Genomic DNA, 18,568 nt, shown 5'->3' with positions numbered 1-18,568 from the left:
ACTCTCAGTTCAGAAAGTCCTTGAGTTTCTTGCTCCGGCTGGGGTGGCGGAGCTTACGGAGGGCCTTGGCCTCGATCTGGCGGATGCGCTCCCGGGTGACGTTGAACTCCTTGCCCACCTCCTCCAGGGTGCGGGTCCGGCCATCCTCCAGGCCGAAGCGGAGCTTGAGGACCTTCTCCTCCCTGGGGGTCAAGGTGTCCAGCACGTCGATGAGCTGCTCCTTGAGGAGGGTGTAGCTGGCGGCCTCAGAGGGCTCGGAGGCGTCCTCGTCCGGGATGAAGTCTCCCAAATGGGAGTCCTCCTCCTCGCCAATGGGGGTCTCCAGACTCACAGGCTCCTGGGCGATCTTCAAAATCTCCCGGACCTTGTCCACCGGCATGTTCATCTCCTCGGAGATCTCCTCCGGGGAGGGATCGTGTCCCAGCTCCTGGAGAAGCTGACGGGAGACTCTGATAACCTTGTTGATGGTCTCCACCATATGGACGGGGATGCGGATGGTCCGGGCCTGGTCTGCAATGGCCCGGGTGATGGCCTGGCGAATCCACCAGGTTGCATAGGTGGAGAATTTATAGCCCTTGGTGTAGTCGAACTTTTCCACGGCCTTGATGAGGCCCAGGTTACCCTCCTGGATGAGGTCCAGGAAGAGCATTCCCCGGCCCACATACCGCTTGGCGATGGAGACCACCAGCCGGAGGTTGGCCTCAGCCAGGCGCTGCTTGGCGGCCTCTCCCCGTTTGACAGCCCGTTTAAGCGCCTTATCCTCCTCGGGAGTCAGGGAAACCTCCTCCCCCCGGGCCTTGGCCGCCTCCAGCTCCTCCATTTGGGACTTGGCCGCGTCTCCGGCCCCCATATCCTGGGCCAGCTGGACCTCCTCCTCCGGGGTCAGCAGATTGACCTTGCCGATCTCCTTGAGATACATCCGCACCGGGTCGTCGATGCCGAAGGAGTCCACCAGGGTGTTGGGGTCTACAATCTCCTCCTCGGGAATCTCCTCGATCTCCTCCAGAGGGGGCACATCGTCTACCAGCTCAGGGAGGTAGTCCTCCCCGGAGGTATCAATGCCCATGTTCTCCATGGTGTCATAGATCTTGTCAAGCTGCTCGCTCTCCAGGTCCAGCTCCTCCAGAACGTCCATGAGCTCGCTGGAAGAGAGCTTCCCCTTCTTCTTTCCCCGGTCCAGAAGCTCCGCCAGTTTTTCCGCCCCCTGAACCCCTGCGACCACCTTCATCAGCTCGATCTTACCGGCCTCCAGCTTCTCGCCGCTGATGGTGTCGTTCTTCTTTTGGGGCTGGTTGTTGGCCTGGGGCTTTTCCCCCTGGGGCTGGCTGTTGGCCTGGGGGCTCTCCAGGGGATCGGACGGCATATCCAGCACTCTCTTTTCACTCATGGGCATATCCTCCATATGCTTTTTTCTCTAGCAGCTTTTTTTGAAGCACACGCAGGGCGTCCCGGTCCCCCGGGAGGCTGCGTTTTTCCGCCTCATCCTGAATGATCTCTATGTAGTCCGACATGGCCGCCGCTCCGTTCTGGAGGGACTCCGGCCGCTGGACGATGCCGGTCAGGCAGTTCATCTCCTCTGGCTCCAGCTCCCCGGCCAGGGCCGAGAGCTGGACCGCCAGCCCACCCTCCCAGCGCTCCCGCAGGAGGCGGTAGGTCTTGCCCAGCAGAGGCGAGGAGAACGCCTCCGGCGTCAGGCTCCCCGTCCTTCGGAACAGCTCCGGGTCCAGCAGCACCAGCCGCACAACCCCCTCCTCCGCCCGGGCGGAGTGCAGGTTTTCGTAGCGCAGGGTGCGCTCCTTGGGCTGGAGCTGGACCGTTGGCGTCAGATCCCGGCGCTCCTGCTGCTTCTGTTCCTTTCTGGCGCGGCGGGAGCGCTCCCTCCGGACCTCCTGGGCCATGGTCTCGGCGGAGATACCCGCCAGATCGGCACAGCGGGCGCCGTAGACCTCCCGCTCCACTGGGCTGTGGAGCCCGGCTACCACCTCCACCGCCTCCTTGAGAAACTCTACCCGCTGGGCGTCGTCGGTAAGGTCGTACTTGGCCTTCACCTGGTCGATGCGGTACTCGATATGGTTCTCACTCTGGTCCAGAAGCTTGGCAAAGGCCTCCGGGCCGTACTGCTTGATAAACTCATCGGGGTCCTTGGCCCCCTTCATCCGCAGAACCCGCACCTTCATGCCGGTCTTCTCCAAAATGGGGATGGCCCGCTGGGCCGCCGAGACCCCCGCCCCATCGCCATCGTAGGCGATGACCACTTCCTTGGTGTACCGGGACAGGAGCTGGGCGTGTTCAGAGGTCAGGGCCGTGCCCAGGGAGGCCACCGCGCAGTCAAAGCCCGCCTGGTGGAGGGAGATGGTGTCCATATACCCCTCTGTCAGGATGATCCGGCCCAGCCGGGACTTTTTGGCGATGTTCAGGGCGAAGAGATTACGCCCCTTGTTGAACACCGGGGTGTCTGGGGAATTGAGGTACTTAGGGGAAGAATCGTCCAAAACCCGTCCTCCAAAGCCGATGACATCCCCCCGCAGGTCGATGATGGGGAACATGACACGGTTCCGAAAGCGGTCGTAGACCCGGCCCTCCTTGCTGCGGACCGCCAGTCCGGCGGTCAACAGGTCGCTCTTTTCGTAGCCCTTGGCCACCATGGCTGTGATGAGGTTGTCCCAGCCCTCCGGGGCCATGCCCAGACCGAATCGGGTGACGGTGGCCTTGGAGAGCTTCCGCCTGCCGAAGAGGTAATCCACTCCTGCCCGGCCCTCCGGGCTCCGAAGGCTGGCATGGAAGAAGCGGGCGGCCTCCCGGTTGAGCTCCAGCAGCCGCTCCCGCCGCCTGCGGAAGGCGCCGCTGCCCTCCCGGTCCTCCGGGACCTCCAGTCCCGCCCGCTTAGCCAGGAAGCGCACCGCGTCCGGGTAGGAGAGGTTCTCCATCTCCATGATGAAGTTGATGACACCCCCGCCCTTACCGCAGCCGAAGCACTTATACATCTGACGCTCCGGCACTACATGAAAGGATGGGGTCCGTTCACTGTGGAAGGGACAGCAGCCCCACAAGCTGCCCCCCTTCCTGGTGAGGGGAACATAGTCGGCCACCACATCCGCGATGTCGCAGCGGGCCGCCAGTTCGTCGATGAAATGGGCTGGAATGGCCATTCTTGCACCCCCCTTTCGGTCTATTTTGGCCGGATGACCGTTCTTTCATACGATTTTTTCATTTCACGCCCCAGGAGATGGGGATAAAGGCGTCGGAAAATTTCTCCACCGCGTATTTGTCGGTCATGCCCGCGATATAGTCGCACACCGCCCGCTCCACGCCCTCCCGTTCCCGGATGTCCTGGAACTCCGGGGGAAGCCTGTCCGGGCCCCGGCAATAGTGCTCGAACAGGTGGAGGAGCATCTCCTGGGCCTTGGACTCCTCCCCCTTGGCCACCGGGTTTCGGTAGACATGCTCAAACATGAATGCCCGCAGGTTGGCCATGGCCTCCCGGCAGGGCTCAGACTGCCGGAGGACGCCGATGCCGGCACTCTCCCGGATGATGTCGGTGGTGAGCGTGTCGATGCGGTCAGAGTAGGTAAAGCCCAAAACATTGGAAATCTCCAGCGGGATATCCATGGGGTAGATGATGCCGCCCCGCATGGCGTCGTCGATGTCGGCGTTGATGTAAGCAATCTTGTCCGCCAGCCGCAGAAGCTGTCCCTCCAAGGTCTCAGCCATGTCCGGCCCGGTGTGGCAAAGGATACCCCGGCGGACCTCATAGGTGAGGTTCAGGCCATCCCCGTCGTTCTCCAGCCGGTCCAACACCCGCAGGGACTGGACGTTGTGCTCAAAACCCCCGGGCATAATCTGATTGAGGACCCGCTCCCCGGCGTGACCAAAGGGGGTGTGCCCCAGATCGTGGCCATAGGCAGCCGCCTCAGTGAGGTCCTCGTTGAGCTGGAGCCCCCGGGCGATGGTTCGGGCGATGCGCACAACCTCAATGGTATGGGTCATCCGGGTGCGGTAGTGGTCCCCCTCCGGCTGGAGGAAGACCTGGGTCTTGTGCATCAGCCGCCGGAAGGCCTTTGAGTGGACAATGCGGTCAATGTCCCGCTGGAAGCAGGTCCGCACCGGGCAGGGCTCCACCGGCCGCAGGCGCCCCCGGGAGTCCACTGCCCGGCAGGCAAAGGGGGAGAGCATCTGCCGCTCCTGCTCCTCTCTCCGTTCTCTCTCCGTCAAGGACTTTCACCTCCCAAAATTGGGCTCTAATGAGAAGATACGCCGTGGGCAGGGAAAAATCCTGCCGCCCGGAGCAGAATTCACAAATTATTCACGACTTATCCGTTGAAGCATTCTTGTAAAGGTATATCCCTTAACGTCTCTCCGATGACAACAGGTGCTGATTCCCCCGCTGTCACTTCTGCGATCCGGTCTGTAAAGTCTTTTACCTTTCCTTCTGGAAACAGCGCGTGGAGGGTTACGTCGGCGGCGTAGTCTGTCTCCACCGGCAGGCCATCCGCCTCCTCCACCTCCAGCTTCACCCGTTCGTAGAGGCGGTAGGGGCAGGTAAGCTCCACCTCTACCCAGCGGCGGACCACCGAGATGCCGGCGGCGTGCAAAGCCTCCTTGGCAGAGCGGCTATAGGCCCGGGTCAGGCCACCGGTCCCCAGCAGGACACCGCCGAAATACCGGGTTGCCACACAGCATACGTTGGTAATCCCCACCCGGCGGAAGACCTCCAGCATGGGCTGTCCCGCTGTGCCCTGGGGTTCCCCGTCATCAGAGTAGCGCTCCACAGCGGGGTCTCGGAGAAGGTAGCACCAGCAGTTGTGCCGGGCGTCGTGGAAGCGTTTTTTTGTCTCATCAATCCGGGCTCTGGCCTCCTCTTCCGTCTCCACCCGCCAAACCTGGCCAAGGAAGCGGGAGCGTTTTTCCGTGAATTCCGTCTCTGAGTGGCCTGTGGGGATATAGTATTCCGTCATAGCGGCATCCATCCTTTCCCATCCGTTCCGGCTTTCGGAGGTACAGGGCGGAGGCCTGCGCCCTGTACCTCCGCCTGGAAACAGGCAGACTCATTATATCACATGGATTTCTTTTCTTCCAGCCTCTCCCGGAGGGTCTGGTTTACCACCTGGGGGGAAGCCTGGCCCTTAAGCTCCCGCATGACCTGGCCAACCAGAAAACCGAAGGCCTTCTCCTTGCCGCCCAGGTAGTCCTCCACCGACTTGAAGTTGGCGGCCAGGACCTGCTCCACCACCTGCCCCACTAGTCCGGCATCAGAGACCTGCTCCAGACCGTGTTCTCGGATATAGGCGTCCACATCGCCGTCCCCGGCAAAGACGGCGTCGAAGACCTTCACCGCCGTGTTCCGGTTGATTTTCCCCTCCTGGACCAGGGCAATGATCCGTGCCAGGGTCCCGGGGGTCAGGGCCATCTCTCCGGCCTCGAGCCCGTCGGCCGAGAGCCTCCGGAGGACCTCCCCCATGATCCAGTTGGAAGCCTGTTTGGGCGGGGCCCCCAGGTTTACCGTCTCCTCGAAAAAGCCGGCCAGAGCTTTCTCCCCGGTGAGCATCTGGGCGTCGTAGGCCGGAAGGCCCCACTGGGTCTGGTAGCGGACCGCCTTCTTCTCTGCCATCTCGGGAATCTGGGCCCGGAGACGGTCCAGGTATTCCTCCGTGAGCTCAAGAGGCGGGATGTCCGGATCGGGAAAGTAGCGGTAGTCCTGGGCGTTCTCCTTGGAACGCATGGCGAAGGTGGCGTCCTTGTTCTCGTCCCAGCGGCGAGTCTCCTGGAGCACCCGCTTTCCCTCCTCCAGGGCCTCAATCTGCCGCCGGGACTCATAGGCGATGGACCGGGCAATGGCCTTGAAGGAGTTGAGATTCTTCATCTCGGTCCGGGTCCCCAGATCCTGGGAGCCCGCCGGGCGCACCGACAGATTCACATCACAACGCAAAGACCCCTCCTGCATCTTGCAGTCAGAGACCCCCAGGTACTGAAGGGTGGAGCGCAGCTTCTCCAGGTAGGCGATGACTTCCTCTGCGGAGCGGAAATCTGGCTCCGTGACAATCTCGATCAGGGGCACTCCACAGCGGTTGTAATCGCACCGGGTCTGATCGATCCAGGGGTCGTGGACCAGCTTGCCCGCATCCTCCTCCATATGGAGCTCGTGAATGCGGATGACTTTCTCACCGCCGCTCTCCGTGCGGATGGGCACCTTTCCATTTCGGACGATAGGCAGGTAGAGCTGGGAGATCTGGTAGGCCTTTGGCAGATCGGGGTAGAAGTAGTTCTTTCGGTCGAACTTGCAGCGCCGGGTGATCTCCCCGTTCAGGGCCAGGCCGGCCTTGACGGCGAACTCCAGCACCTTTTCATTGACCACCGGCAGAGTGCCGGGCATTCCGGTGCACACCGGGCAGCAGTGGGTGTTGGGCTCCCCTCCGAACGCGGTGGTGCAGGAGCAGAAAATCTTGGTCTGGGTAGCGAGCTCCACATGGGTCTCCAGACCGATGACGGTTTCCCAGGGCATCTCAGCAGGCCTCCTTTCCGGCGGAGCTCTGTCTGTGGTAGTCGGTCTCCAGTTGGAAGGCGTGGGCGGCGGCCAAGACCTTGGCCTCCCCCAGGGCGGGGCCGATGAGCTGGGCCCCGATGGGCAGACCCTGCCCGTCAAAGCCGCAGGGCATGGAGAGTCCCGGCAGGCCCGCCAGGTTCAGGGGGACGGTGTAGATGTCCGAGAGGTACATCTTCAGCGGGTCCTTGAGGCTCTCCCCCAGCCGGGGGGCGGTGGTGGGGGACACCGGGGTGAGGAGCAGGTCATACTGCTGGAAGGCGGCGTCATAGGCCTCCTTGATGACCGCTTTGACCTGGAGGGCCTTTTTGTAGTAGGCGTCGTAGTACCCGGTGGAGAGAACGAAGGTCCCCAGGAGGATGCGGCGCTTCACCTCGGCCCCGAAGCCCTCGGTCCGGGTCTTCTCATAGAGATCAGTGAGATCCTCATAGCCCTCCGCCCGCCAGCCGTACTTCACCCCGTCGAACCGGGAGAGGTTGCTGCTGGCCTCGGCGGAGGCGATAATATAATAGGTGGGGACCACATAATTCATAATGGGCAGAACGCACTCCTCCACCACGGCCCCCCGGTCCCGGAGCACCTGGGCGGCGGCCAGGACAGCGGCGCGGACCTCCCCGTCCAAACCCTCCCCGAAGCAGTCGGCGGGCAGGCCAATGCGCAGCCCCCGGATGTCCCCAGCAAGGGAGGTCAGGAGTCCCCCCACCGGCACGTCCAGGCTGGTACTGTCCCGCCGGTCCCGGCCCATCACCAGGTCCAGGACGGCGGCGCAGTCGGCGGCTGACCGGGCCAGGGGGCCCATCTGGTCCAGAGAGGACGCGTAGGCAATGAGGCCATATCGGGAGACCGTGCCATATGTGGGCTTCATGCCGGTGACTCCGCAGTAGGAGGCGGGCTGGCGGATGGAGCCCCCGGTGTCGGATCCGATGGCGTACCAGCACTCCCCGGCGGCCACTGCCGCCGCCGCCCCGCCGGAGGATCCGCCGGGCGCCCGCTCCAGGTCCCAGGGATTTCGTGTGGGGCCGTACCAGGAGGTCTCAGAGGTGGAGCCCATGGCGAACTCGTCCATGTTCAGCTTCCCCAGCAGAACTCCGCCGGCGGCCTGAAGCCGCTCCGCCAGGGTGGCGTTGTAGGGGGGCGCGAAGTCCCCCAGAATTTTCGAGGCACAGGAGGTCCTGATCCCCCGGGTGCAGATGTTGTCCTTCAGGGCCATGGGTACTCCGGCCAGAGGGGAGAGGGCCTCTCCCCTGCCCAGGACCGCCTCCACCGCCTTGGCCCGCGCCAGGACTTGTTCCTCCTCCAGGGTGGTGACAAAGGCGTTGTTCCGGGGCTGCTCCCCGGCCAGCCTGTCCAGGGCCGCCCGGGCCGCCTCCACTGGGGAGACCTCCCCTTTTTGTATCAGACCGCCCAGCTCCAGGGCGGTAAGCTCCCACAATTCCATCCTGTCTTCCCCCCTATTCCACGGTTTTTGGCGCCAGGAAAGCCTCCAGGTCCGGTACCGGCGCGTTTTTCAGAAGCTCCGCCCGGTCGGCGGAGGGCTCCACCGCATCGGGCCGCAGGACGTTCTTCACCGGGAAGACGTGGCTCATGGGCTCCACCTCCGACGTATCTAGGACATTAAGCACGTCCATAAACGCCAAAATCTGTTCCAGCTCTCCGGCCATCCGGGTTTTCTCCTCCTGGGGAAGCTTCAGCCGGGATAAGGTGGAGACATAGTCCACCATCTCTTCTGTAATCTTCATCTTGCAGACCTCCATCTCATTCAGGGCTCCAGCCGGGAGAGATCCCGGGGAAACAGACCGGCATACCGCACGTTTTCCAGCCCGCAGAGCTGCATGGTCAGCCGCTCCAGACCGATTCCCAGTCCGCCGTGGGGGGGCATCCCGTGCTCGTGGATCATAAGGTAGCTCTCAAACTCCGCCGGATCCATACCCCGGGCCTCCATCTTGGCCACCTGCTGAGCGTAGTCGTGGATACGCTGCCCTCCGGTGGTGACCTCCACCCCCTGGAAGAGCAGGTCAAAGGAGAGGGTATACCGGGAGTCGGCCGGGTCATCCATGGCGTAGAAAGGCCGCTTCTTGCTGGGGTAGTGGGTGACAAAGACAAAGTCGCTCCCCCACGCCTCCCTGGCGTACCGGCCAATGGCGTGCTCTTCCTCTGGCTCCAGGTCGTAGGGGTCCCGAATCCGGTAGCCGTATTTCTCCGCAGCCAGGGCCTTAGCCTCATCGAAGCGGACGCAGGGGATGCGTTTGACATCCGGGATCGTAACCTCCAGGCGCTTTAGGTCTTCCCCATATTCCCCCTCCAGCAAGGCCATGGCATACTGGAGATACCCTGTCTCCACCGCCATTACGTCCTGGAAGGAGTCAATGAAGCCCATCTCCAGATCCAGACTGGTGTACTCGTTGAGATGGCGGATGGTGGCGTGCTTCTCCGCCCGGAAGACCGGAGCCGCCTCAAAGACCCGTTCAAAGACTCCCACCATGGTCTGCTTGTAAAACTGCGGGGACTGTGTCAGGAATGCCTTGCGTCCAAAGTAGTCCAGCCGGAAGATGTTTGATCCGCCCTCCGCCCCGGCGTGGACGATTTTCGGGGTATGGATTTCGGTAAAGCCCTGGCCCTGGAGATACTCACGGAAGGCCCGGCACAGGCCCGCCTGAATCTGGAAGATGCTCCGCTCCCGCAGGTTCCGCAGGAGCACCGGCCGCAGGCTCAGCTCAGTGTCCAGATTCAAATGGAGCTTGGCCTTGGCCACCGGCACCGGCATGGGTTCCGCCGGCCGGGAGAGGACCTTCACCGCCCGGGCCGCCAGCTCCACCCCGCCGGGGGCCCGAGGCTCGTCCCGGAGGGTTCCGGTGACCACAACGGCGGCCTCCTCCGGCACCTGGGAGAGGTCCAGGCCATCGCAAGTACACTGGAGAACGCCGTCCTGCTTGCGCAGCTTCAAAAAGGTGAGTCCGCCCCCCATGGGGCGCTTGGCGTGGACCATGCCAGAGACCTGAACGGTCTCATTTCGATGGGCCCCTCCCATGATGTCCTTCCACTCCAGCCGCAGGCTCTGCCGGCCATCTGCCAGAAATTCCATACCGTTCACGTCCTTTCTTTCAAATTGGTTGGGGTGTAGGGCTTGTTTGAAAATTGGCGATGTGTCCAGCAGGGAGGGATTTTGGGCCGCTGGCAAGCAATTTTTTCGCAGGAATCCTGGCGGATTGCAAGGAAAAATTGCGCCGTCCAGGGGGCAAAAGACCCGCCGGTTGGGCATGTTGCCATTTTTCAAACAAGCCCTAGGGGCGGAAAAACAAAAAATCCCGAAACTGCCTCCTGCAGTCTCGGGACGGAACATTCCGCGGTACCACCCAAAGATTGCCGCCTCCCCTTTGAAGCGGCCGCTTCGTTCCCTTAACGCGGGGATACGGGGAGCCCTCCTCCCTCGCGGGACTCGAACCCCCAGCTCGAAAGCGTTGCGCCTCCCCATCCTGCCGGACCGGGCTCTCAGTCGGCGGCCCGGATTCTCTGGCGGCCCTCACGGGGGGCGGTCTTTGTCATCGCCTTTGCTGTGGGTAGTATATGCGCTTCTCAAGAAAATGTCAACCGTCAAATTTATCAAACAACAGGGCTTCCCGTCCCCCCTGCTTTGTGGTATAATCCTGTCAGACTCACAGGAAATGGGGAATTTGTTTATGCTGGATTGGACTGAGCTGGAGCGCACCTGCCGCGCCTGTCAGAAGTGCGCTCTGGCCGAGACCCGCCACAATGTGGTCTTCGGCGAGGGGAGCCGTGAGGCCGAGGTCATGTTCATCGGGGAGGGCCCCGGTGAGCAGGAGGACCTGACTGGCCGCCCCTTTGTGGGCCGGGCGGGGAAGTTTCTGGACGAAATGCTGTCCATCATTGACCTGGACCGCTCCAAATATTTCATCGCCAACATGGTCAAGTGCCGCCCGCCCCAGAACCGGGACCCCCTCAATGTGGAGATGGACGCCTGTATTGGCTACCTTCGGAACCAGGTGGCCCTCATCCGCCCCAAGATCATCGTCTGTCTGGGCCGTGTCGCCGCTGTCCGGCTCATCCGGGAGGACTTCAAGATCACCCGGGAGCACGGTCTCTGGTTCGAGAAGGCCGGTATCCAAATGATGGCCATGTACCACCCATCCGCCCTCCTCCGGGACCCCAGAAAGCGGCCGGAGGCCTTCGAGGACCTGAAAAAACTCCAGGCCAAAATGCGGGAGATCTGCGTCCACACCGGTTGACCACGGGAAACTCCCACCGGGAGTGTTGAGCTGCGCCTGGATTTATGGTAAACTGTTGAAAAAGACGGGAGATGGGGCATATGCAAATGAATCCTTCCGAGAGCACCTTTCGGACCGCCGTAGTGGGCGGTTTCAACCGGCAGGATGTTTTGAACTACATCGAAGCCAGCGCCCGGCAGTCCAAGGAGCACCTGACCGAGCTCCGCAAGGAGGTGGACGCCGCCCGAAAGGAGGGAGAGTCTGCCAAAAAGGAGAACCAGGCCCTCCAAAAACGGAACGCTGCCCTGGAAAAAGAGGTGGAGGAGCTCCGCAAGCTCCTGGATGACGCCGCAGCCGGCCGGGATACCGCTCAGGCCGATCTCGCCCAACTCCAATCTGAGTCCGGGGAGATGCGGGAAGAGCTGTCCATCCTGCGGGAGAAATGCGCCCAGTGGGAGCAGGGAGCCCAGGCCTACGCCGACCTGAAGGACCGCACGGCCACCATCGAGCTGGAGGCCCGCCGCCGGGCCCAGGCCATTGAAGAGCAGGCGGCCCGGCGGGCCAAGGACGTCGAGGAACAGGCAGCCCAACGGGCCAAGCTGGTCCAATCCGGGACGGAGCAGCTCCTCAGCCAGGTCAAGGCGGGCTATTCCCGGCTCCGGGAGGACGTGGGGGCCACCCTCTCCCACGCCTCCAGTGAGCTGGGCCGGGTGGATAAGGCCCTCTCTCAGGTCCTTACAGAGTTCTCCGAGCACGACGCCACCCTGGAGAGGCTGCTGGCCTCCTGCGGAGAGGGGTCTCCCAAAAAGGAGGCCCCCTCGCTTCCCACAGAGGGGTGACCTTACAACGAAATAGAAAGGAGCCCTTTCCATGCCCCTACTCCCCTGTCCCGAGTGCGGCCGGCAGATCTCCGACCAGGCCGCCTGGTGCGTCCACTGCGGCTATCCACTGACCCCTCCAGGTCACGCAGACCGCTATGACCTGATTCTGGAAGACGCGGGTGGAGACATGGAGCTGACCGCTCAGTGCCTGGCTCGAAGGCTGACCCTCTCGCTTCCCCAGGCCAGGGAGCTGCTTTTCGCCACGCCCTGCGTCCCGGCCCAGAGGCTCTCCTGTCAAGAGGCCCGGGAGCTCCAGAACGAATTGAAGTATCTCTGCACCTGTAAGATGGTTCGGAGCCGTTCCCTCTGGACGGGGGAAACCGCCCTGGCAGCCGATCCGGTCCAGCTGGATCAGGAGCTTTGCCGCGCGAACGTTCAGGGCAAACCCATGACTTTCCTTAGGACTGTGGGCGCCATTCTGTCCGCACTGGCCATCTGGAGCCTATTTGGGGCCGTTCTGTCTTCCCTTTGAATCGGAACCTCCTTTCGGGCCGCCTGCAGGCGGCCCTTTTGCATGTTTGGACTCTATTCCGGGCAAACTGGTCCCAAACAGACTCAAGGAGGGCAAAGAAGCTATGACAGAAGAGACTCAGGAGACCAAAGAGACAGAAACCGGCGACAGCCAGCGCCAGGACCGCCGGCAGCAGGCGGTGGACATGGGCTCCGCCACCATCCGCACCACTCAGGGCGCCATCTACACGCTAACCATTGTGGGGGAAATCGAGGGCCACCAGGTTCTGCCCCCCTCCAGCAAATCCACCAAGTACGAGCACGTCATCCCACTGCTGGCCGCTGTGGAGGAGAGCGAGGACATCGACGGGCTCCTGCTCCTCCTCAACACCGTGGGAGGCGACATCGAGGCGGGGCTGGCCATTTCGGAGCTCATCGCCGGCATGAAGAAACCCACCGTCTCCCTGGTGCTGGGAGGCGGGCACTCCATCGGCGTGCCCCTGGCGGTCTCGGCCCAGACCTCCTTCATCGCCCCCACAGCGGCCATGACCATCCACCCGGTGCGCCTGTCCGGGACAGTCATCGGCGTCAGCCAGACCTTCACCTACTTTACACGCATTCAGGAGCGCATCCTCGACTTTATCACCCGAAATAGCAATGTGAAGCGAGATGACTTTACAAGGCTGATGCTTCAAACAGGAGAGCTGGCCGCCGACGTGGGCAGCGTCCTCTATGGGGAACAGGCCGTGTCGTTGGGCCTCATCGACCGCACCGGCAGCCTCAGCGACGCCCTGGACTGTCTCCACGAGAAGATCGCCGCCCAGCGAAAACCCTCATAGCCTCTGCCGCCCGCAGAAAAAGGCTGGAAATGTTCCGTCCTGTGTGGTAATATAGTTTTATATGCTCTCCGGCGCCGTCCGGCGGGACATCATCACAAGGGGGAACCAGCTTGAACTACCTGTATTCCATCGCCATGGGCGTGCTCCAGGGCGTGACAGAGTTTCTGCCCATCTCCAGCTCCGGCCACCTGACCTTGTTTCAGTACTTCTTTTCCCCAGACCAGAGCGCCGGAGAGACCGATATGCTCTTCACCATCCTGCTCCACTTCGGCACTCTGCTTTCAGTGTGCCTTTACTATGGGAAAGACATCCTGGACATGATCCAGGAGTTCTTCCTGGGCCTGGCCGCCCTCTTCTCCCGGCGTGGCTCGTCCGGCCGCCCGCCGGAGGCCCGGCGGCTGGTGCTGATGATCATTGTAGGCACCCTGCCCCTGTTTCTGGTGCTGCTGGTGAAGAATGTGCTGGACGCCGCCTTCAACAACGTCACCTTTGTCTCCCTGGCCCTCATCGCCACCGGCTTTCTCCTCTTTTTCTCCGACCGGCTGGCCAGGGGGCACAAGACGGTCCGGACCGCCAGCATGAAGGACGCCCTGGTGGTGGGCTGCGTTCAGGCGGTGGCCACCCTGCCTGGGCTCTCCCGAGCGGGCTCCACCATCTCCGCCGGGATGCTCTGCGGCTTCGACCGCTCCTTTGCCGTCCGATTCTCCTTCCTCCTGTCCCTGCCCGCCGTGTTGGGGGCCAATATCCTGGAGATCGCTGACGCGGCCCAGGCCGGGGCCTTTGACGCATCGCTTCTCCCCATCTACCTTCTGGGCATGGCGGTGGCCGCTGTGGTGGGCTACTTTGCCATCCGGCTGGTGAACCTCCTGGCCGACAAGGGTAAATTTGGCAATTTTTCCTACTACTGCTGGGCAGTGGGAATCATCTCCCTGGTGGCCGGTTTTCTGCTGAAAAAGTGAGACGGCGCCGCACAAAGCCGTTCGGCACTCTCAATACAGTGCCGCCGTAAGTTCCCCACTTTGTCTATCCTCTCTTTGAAAGGATGATCCCATGGCATCCACACAAAAGAAAAGCTCCGGCGGAGCGCACTCGGGAACCGCTTCCTCCGGGAAGCGGAGCGCCTCCTCCTCCCGGAAGGGAAGGGGCAGCCGGAGCAGGGCCGCGGCACAGCCCAAGCCCATCCGCCGGGAGGTGGGAGCGGTGGTCTGCCTGCTGCTGGCCTTTTTCTCCGCCTTTGGGTATTTTCAGATTGAGGCCCTCTTCATCCACTTCTTCTGCGGTCTGCTGAAGGGGCTGATCGGCTTTGGCTTCTGGCTGACCACTCCCATGCTGTTGGTGGCCAGCTACATACTGGCCTTCCACCGGGGACGCCCCGTCCGTCTGCGGCTGTGCTGCGCCCTGCTGACCCCCGTGGTCATGGGTGCTATCCTCCACCTCTTTCTCTACCGGGGAACCTTCTCCTTTCGGATTTCGGCCATTCAGGGCCTATGGACCCATGGCTTGGAGATGTCCTGCGGCGGAGTGGTCAGCGGACTGCTGGCCGAAGGACTGCGTGTGGCGTTCAGCGGCATCGGCACGGGAGTCATTCTGATCCTGCTCCAGCTCCTCATGGTGCTGGGGGCTTTCCATCTCTCCGTCCCGGATCTGGTGGATGCTGTCCGCTCCCGGACCTGGGCCGAATATGAGTACGAGGAAGAGGACGAAGAGGACGCCCCGGCGCCGCCCCCTGCCCCTAAGCGGCCTGCCGCCAGGCGGCGAGCCGCCATCGACATTCCGGTGGACGATGGGCCGGAGCTCCCCCCCCAGCCGGAGCGGCCCAAGTCTCCCCTGCCCTTCACCCCCAAGAAGGATCGCCTGTTCAACCGCAAGGCTGGGGTTCTGCCTCCAGACCAGGTGTTGACCGGTGGACGGCCCATGGAAGCCCCCGTTCCGGAGACGGAGGAGCCCCCGGCTCCAGACCCAGTCCCGCCTCAGGCGGAGGCGCCGCCGGTTGCCCCGGCCCCCATCCCGATCCCCGAGGAGCCGCCGGTCCTGCCGGAGGAGGAACCCCCGGCCCCTCCCCTGCCGGAGATTCAGCGGGAGCCTGCGGTGCCCAAGGTGACCACCAAGGATACCCAGAACGCCGCCGCCGAGGTGGAGCAGGACATTGCAAAAACCCTCTCGGAGCCCGCCCCCGCCGCCTACCAGTATCCGCCGGTCTCCCTCCTGGTAGAGGGCAGCGGCGGTGTGGAGGCCGGAGCTCAGGCCGAGCTGAAGCTCAACCAGGAGCGGCTGGCCGAGACCATCCGATCCTTCGGCATCGAGGCCCGGATCTCCGATGTAACCAGAGGGCCCTCGGTGACCCGGTATGAGGTGGAGCTGGACCAGGGGGTCCGGCTCAACAAGCTCACCAACCTCTCCGACGACATTGCCCTGGCCCTGGGGGCCACCGGCGTCCGCATCGCCCCCATCCCAGACAAGATCGCCACTGTGGGCATCGAGGTGCCCAACAAGCTGGTGAGCCCCGTCCATATCCACGAGGTCATCGACTCCAAGGCCTTCCGGGACCACCCCTCCAAGGTGGCCTTCGCTGTGGGCAAGGACATCGCCGGCAACTGCATTGTGGGCAACATTGCCAAGCTGCCCCACCTGCTCATCGCCGGCACCACCGGTTCGGGCAAGTCGGTGTGCACCAACTCCCTTATCATCTCCCTGCTCTACAAGGCTACCCCGGAGGAGGTCCGTCTCATTATGGTGGACCCCAAGATGGTGGAGCTGGGCATTTACAACGGCATCCCCCACCTGCTCATCCCCGTGGTCACCGACCCCAAGAAGGCCGCCGGGGCCCTCCAGTGGGCGGTCACCGAGATGATGAAGCGCTACCGTTCCTTCTCCGAGATCGGAGTCCGGGACTTGGCCTCCTACAACGCCCACGCGGCCAAGACGGAGGGCATGGAGAAGATGCCCCAGATCGTGGTAGTCATCGACGAGCTGGCCGACCTTATGCTGGTGGCTGCCAAGGAGGTGGAGGAATCCATCTGCCGGGTGGCCCAGATGGGCCGCGCCGCCGGAATGCACCTCATCATCGCCACCCAGCGCCCCTCGGCCGACGTCATTACCGGCCTGATGAAGGCCAATATCCCCTCCCGCATCGCCTTTGCTGTGGCCTCCGCCCTGGAGTCCCGGATCATCCTGGACACCCAGGGCGCCGAAAAGCTGGTGGGCCGGGGCGACATGCTCTACTTCCCTCTTGGCTCCGGAAAGCCCCAGCGGGTCCAGGGCTGCCTCATCTCCGACGAGGAGGTGGCCGCCGTGGTGGGCTTTATCAAGGATCAGAGTACCGTGGAGTACGACGAGTCGGTCATCCACGAGATCGAGCGCCATGCCGCCGAAAAGGACAAGCAGGGCAAGGGCGTGGGCGGCGCCCCCCCAGAAGAGGCGGGCAACGAGTACGACGAGCTCCTCCCCGCCGCCATCGAGGTGGTGGTGGAGACCGGCATGGCCTCGGTCTCCATGCTCCAGCGGCGGCTGAAGCTGGGCTACTCCCGGGCCGCTAGGCTGGTGGATCAGATGGAGGAGAAGGGCGTGGTGGGCCCCTTCGAGGGCTCCAAGCCCCGGCAGCTCCTCATCACCAAGGAGCAGTGGCAGGAGATGCAGTTCAAGCAGGGCCTGATCAACAAGGCTCCCGAGCCTGTCCCCGAGGAGCTGGAGTTTGAGGGAGACGCCGTCCCTCAGAGCCTGGAGGTTCCACCCTTCGATCCAGATGAATGACTGTGAAAGGGCTCCCGGCGGCAGGCTGGTTTTCAGCCAGTCTGCCGCCGGGAGCCCTTCTGCTTTGGGCTTCACACATCCAGGATCACCGTCTCCAGGCCCTGGCGCATGGCGTAAGTCAGGGTATACATGGTACCTCCCAGGGTCATGCCGTCGTAGACGGCGATGAGCAGGCTGGAGTGGTCCACCATGTAGCGGTCCCGGCGCTGCATACAGCCGTGGGTGTAGCGGTGTTGGACCATGGTCTCATAGTCGCACTGCTCCACCAGGGCGAAGTAGCGTCGCCGGTCTCCCTCCTGCCATCGGGCGGCCTGCTCCTCACAGGGGATGGCGGCCTCCACCGTTACGCCCTCCCGACAGGTCCGCAGGTTCAGAACCGCCTCGCAGAAGTATAGGTCGCAGCCCAGAGCCATACCGCTGATAAAGTGGCGGTAGCCCTTGTCATAGGCGGCCTCCACCTCTCGTGCCAGCCGCTCCTTCAACGCCAGACAGCGGGGGTCCCCCTCGTTGCTCCCCCATGGGAGCTTATTCGGCCGGTGGCCGGTAAAACAGCAGGTGTGTTCTCTCTCCACAAGATACCTCCAGATCCGGTCCATTCCCCGGCCCCTCTTCCTCCAATTTACGGTTGATATTCGGTAGACTCAGCAGACATTATTGTAGTATATCCCGGAGGGCAAGTCAATGTGTTATCGAACATTTGTTCTGAAAATTTCCCGCCAAAAAGGCTTGCAATTTTTGCGCGGTCGTGTATAATAACAGACAGAGAAAACAACTGAACAGCGAGATGTCTTCAGGGCAGGGTGAAAATCCCGATCGGCGGTACAGTCCGCGACCCGCGCTCCCGCGCGGCTGACTCGGTGGAACTCCGGGACCGACAGTGACGCCTCCATTTCGGTGGACGCGAAGTCTGGATGGAAGAAGATGTGTTCAATCGCGCACCTTTCCCCATGTATTGTGATTAACACCTGGAAGGCATTGTGTCTTTCGGGTGTTTTCTACTTTACATGAGACATGGCCGGAGCGCCGGCCATGTCTGGAAGGAGCCTGTATTTTTATGACCGATCCCCTCCTCGCCAGAACCGGGGCCCGCCCCGCCATGAGCACCAAGACCATCACCACCCTGGCCATGCTCTCCGGAATTGCCTATGTGGTGATGCTGGTCTCCAAGCTGCTACCCAGTGTCAACGGCTTTTTGGATTTCGACTTCAAGGATGTGGTCATCTGCATCGGCGGCTTTGCCTTTGGGCCCGTGGCCGCCGCCATCATGTCCATTGTGGTGGCCTTCGTGGAGATGATTACCATCAGCACCACCGGCCTCATCGGCTTCGTGATGAACGTCCTGGCCACCTGCGGCTTCTGCTGCACAGCCACCTTCATCTACAAGAAGCGCCACACCATGGCGGGCGCCGTCCTGGGCCTGGGCCTGGGCGTGGTGGTTCTCACCGTGGTGATGCTGCTGTGGAACTACTTCCTCACCCCCATCTACCAGGGGCTGCCCCGGGATGCCGTGGCTGACATGCTGGTACCCATCTTCCTCCCCTTCAACCTGGCCAAGGGCGGTATGAACATGGCCGCCACCCTCCTGCTCTACAAGCCGGTGGTCACCGCCCTGCGGAAGGCCGGCCTGGTGACCTCCTCCCAGAGCGCCCAACCCTCTCGCCGGGCCAGCGCCGGATTCCTCCTCTTCTCCCTGGCCCTGCTGGCTACCTTCGTCATGCTGGCCCTGGTCCTGCTGGACGTCATCTGAGCCCTCTCCCCGCACGCTTCTCTAAAGACCGCCTTTGGGCGGTCTTTTTCTTTCCGTCACGAAATTCCAGTTGACAACATTTCCCTTCGATGTTATGATATCGTTAGATGATATTAAAATTCGATATTAAGAGAGGTGGG

Annotated in this window: 16 protein-coding genes and 1 riboswitch; of the genes, 7 read left to right on the top strand and 9 right to left on the bottom strand. The window is 62.6% G+C overall.

The window, feature by feature from the left end; all coding sequences use genetic code 11:
- Positions 1 to 4: 4 nt before the first annotated feature.
- The 8 genes from rpoD to aspS form a co-directional block, all read right to left on the bottom strand.
- Positions 5 to 1,228: an RNA polymerase sigma factor RpoD gene (rpoD, locus tag Q0K09_RS00515; RefSeq protein ID WP_294471652.1), complete on the bottom strand. Its 1,224-nt coding sequence runs from the start codon at positions 1,226 to 1,228 to the stop codon at positions 5 to 7.
- 151 nt (positions 1,229 to 1,379) lie between these two features.
- A complete protein-coding gene (gene dnaG / locus Q0K09_RS00510) occupies positions 1,380 to 3,149 on the bottom strand; it encodes a DNA primase (RefSeq protein ID WP_294471508.1) in 1,770 nt (589 codons plus the stop codon).
- A gap of 58 nt (positions 3,150 to 3,207) precedes the next feature.
- Complete coding sequence (locus Q0K09_RS00505) at positions 3,208 to 4,212, bottom strand: deoxyguanosinetriphosphate triphosphohydrolase (RefSeq protein ID WP_294471505.1); 1,005 nt, start codon at positions 4,210 to 4,212, stop codon at positions 3,208 to 3,210.
- A gap of 98 nt (positions 4,213 to 4,310) precedes the next feature.
- Positions 4,311 to 4,955 (bottom strand): YigZ family protein, encoded by a 645-nt coding sequence (locus Q0K09_RS00500; protein ID WP_294471502.1) that lies wholly within the window; start codon positions 4,953 to 4,955, stop codon positions 4,311 to 4,313.
- A 98-nt stretch (positions 4,956 to 5,053) separates the two neighbouring features.
- A complete protein-coding gene (gatB, locus tag Q0K09_RS00495; protein WP_294471500.1) occupies positions 5,054 to 6,499 on the bottom strand; it encodes an Asp-tRNA(Asn)/Glu-tRNA(Gln) amidotransferase subunit GatB in 1,446 nt (481 codons plus the stop codon).
- A gap of 1 nt (position 6,500) precedes the next feature.
- Entirely contained in the window at positions 6,501 to 7,976 is a 1,476-nt protein-coding gene (gatA, locus tag Q0K09_RS00490) for an Asp-tRNA(Asn)/Glu-tRNA(Gln) amidotransferase subunit GatA (protein ID WP_294471497.1), read from the bottom strand.
- Positions 7,977 to 7,989: 13 nt separating this feature from the next.
- Positions 7,990 to 8,277, bottom strand: coding sequence for an Asp-tRNA(Asn)/Glu-tRNA(Gln) amidotransferase subunit GatC (gene gatC / locus Q0K09_RS00485; protein WP_294471495.1), 288 nt, complete (start codon positions 8,275 to 8,277; stop codon positions 7,990 to 7,992).
- A gap of 20 nt (positions 8,278 to 8,297) precedes the next feature.
- Positions 8,298 to 9,620, bottom strand: coding sequence for an aspartate--tRNA(Asn) ligase (gene aspS, locus Q0K09_RS00480; protein ID WP_294471492.1), 1,323 nt, complete (start codon positions 9,618 to 9,620; stop codon positions 8,298 to 8,300).
- Positions 9,621 to 10,215: 595 nt separating this feature from the next.
- Here aspS and Q0K09_RS00475 point away from each other — a divergent pair.
- The 6 genes from Q0K09_RS00475 to Q0K09_RS00450 all read left to right on the top strand — a co-directional run bounded on the left by Q0K09_RS00475 (position 10,216) and on the right by Q0K09_RS00450 (position 16,681).
- Positions 10,216 to 10,782 carry a uracil-DNA glycosylase gene (locus tag Q0K09_RS00475; RefSeq protein ID WP_294471490.1) on the top strand — a complete coding sequence of 189 codons (567 nt, stop codon included), beginning with the start codon at positions 10,216 to 10,218 and terminating at the stop codon, positions 10,780 to 10,782.
- A gap of 86 nt (positions 10,783 to 10,868) precedes the next feature.
- On the top strand, positions 10,869 to 11,600 hold the full coding sequence (locus Q0K09_RS00470) for a hypothetical protein (protein WP_294471486.1): 732 nt from the start codon (positions 10,869 to 10,871) through the stop codon (positions 11,598 to 11,600).
- Positions 11,601 to 11,631: 31 nt separating this feature from the next.
- Positions 11,632 to 12,114, top strand: coding sequence for a hypothetical protein (locus Q0K09_RS00465; protein ID WP_294471483.1), 483 nt, complete (start codon positions 11,632 to 11,634; stop codon positions 12,112 to 12,114).
- 103 nt (positions 12,115 to 12,217) lie between these two features.
- Complete coding sequence (locus Q0K09_RS00460) at positions 12,218 to 12,931, top strand: ATP-dependent Clp protease proteolytic subunit (RefSeq protein WP_294471480.1); 714 nt, start codon at positions 12,218 to 12,220, stop codon at positions 12,929 to 12,931.
- 110 nt (positions 12,932 to 13,041) lie between these two features.
- Positions 13,042 to 13,890 carry an undecaprenyl-diphosphate phosphatase gene (locus tag Q0K09_RS00455; RefSeq protein ID WP_294471476.1) on the top strand — a complete coding sequence of 283 codons (849 nt, stop codon included), beginning with the start codon at positions 13,042 to 13,044 and terminating at the stop codon, positions 13,888 to 13,890.
- Positions 13,891 to 13,981: 91 nt separating this feature from the next.
- A complete protein-coding gene (locus Q0K09_RS00450; protein ID WP_294471474.1) occupies positions 13,982 to 16,681 on the top strand; it encodes a DNA translocase FtsK in 2,700 nt (899 codons plus the stop codon).
- A gap of 71 nt (positions 16,682 to 16,752) precedes the next feature.
- On the opposite strand, the gene Q0K09_RS00445 is transcribed toward Q0K09_RS00450, so the two are convergent.
- A complete protein-coding gene (locus Q0K09_RS00445; RefSeq protein WP_294471472.1) occupies positions 16,753 to 17,253 on the bottom strand; it encodes an SLOG family protein in 501 nt (166 codons plus the stop codon).
- 210 nt (positions 17,254 to 17,463) lie between these two features.
- A riboswitch (FMN riboswitch) is annotated at positions 17,464 to 17,608 on the top strand.
- Between the two features lie 127 nt (positions 17,609 to 17,735).
- Here Q0K09_RS00445 and Q0K09_RS00440 point away from each other — a divergent pair.
- The gene (locus Q0K09_RS00440; protein ID WP_294471468.1) at positions 17,736 to 18,428 is read left to right on the top strand and encodes an ECF transporter S component; all 693 of its coding nucleotides are present in this window, start codon (positions 17,736 to 17,738) and stop codon (positions 18,426 to 18,428) included.
- Positions 18,429 to 18,568 lie beyond the last annotated feature (140 nt).

The organism is uncultured Intestinimonas sp. (assembly GCF_944387725.1).
In the GTDB taxonomy this organism is placed as follows: Bacteria; Bacillota; Clostridia; order Oscillospirales; family Oscillospiraceae; genus Intestinimonas.
Note: the sequence above shows the minus strand (reverse complement) of the source record. Positions and strands in the feature narration are given on the sequence as shown.

Bases quoted from the DNA above. Each gene is read 5' to 3' on its own strand.
- Q0K09_RS00460 (WP_294471480.1), top strand. From the start codon at position 12,218: ATGACAGAAGAGACTCAGGAGACCAAAGAGACAGAAACCGGCGACAGC.
- dnaG (WP_294471508.1), bottom strand. From the start codon at position 3,149: ATGGCCATTCCAGCCCATTTCATCGACGAACTGGCGGCCCGCTGCGAC.
- Q0K09_RS00465 (WP_294471483.1), top strand. From the start codon at position 11,632: ATGCCCCTACTCCCCTGTCCCGAGTGCGGCCGGCAGATCTCCGACCAG.
- Q0K09_RS00440 (WP_294471468.1), top strand. From the start codon at position 17,736: ATGACCGATCCCCTCCTCGCCAGAACCGGGGCCCGCCCCGCCATGAGC.
- Q0K09_RS00475 (WP_294471490.1), top strand. From the start codon at position 10,216: ATGCTGGATTGGACTGAGCTGGAGCGCACCTGCCGCGCCTGTCAGAAG.
- Q0K09_RS00450 (WP_294471474.1), top strand. From the start codon at position 13,982: ATGGCATCCACACAAAAGAAAAGCTCCGGCGGAGCGCACTCGGGAACC.
- rpoD (WP_294471652.1), bottom strand. From the start codon at position 1,228: ATGAAGGTGGTCGCAGGGGTTCAGGGGGCGGAAAAACTGGCGGAGCTT.
- aspS (WP_294471492.1), bottom strand. From the start codon at position 9,620: ATGGAATTTCTGGCAGATGGCCGGCAGAGCCTGCGGCTGGAGTGGAAG.
- gatA (WP_294471497.1), bottom strand. From the start codon at position 7,976: ATGGAATTGTGGGAGCTTACCGCCCTGGAGCTGGGCGGTCTGATACAA.
- Q0K09_RS00500 (WP_294471502.1), bottom strand. From the start codon at position 4,955: ATGACGGAATACTATATCCCCACAGGCCACTCAGAGACGGAATTCACG.
- gatC (WP_294471495.1), bottom strand. From the start codon at position 8,277: ATGAAGATTACAGAAGAGATGGTGGACTATGTCTCCACCTTATCCCGG.
- gatB (WP_294471500.1), bottom strand. From the start codon at position 6,499: ATGCCCTGGGAAACCGTCATCGGTCTGGAGACCCATGTGGAGCTCGCT.
- Q0K09_RS00470 (WP_294471486.1), top strand. From the start codon at position 10,869: ATGAATCCTTCCGAGAGCACCTTTCGGACCGCCGTAGTGGGCGGTTTC.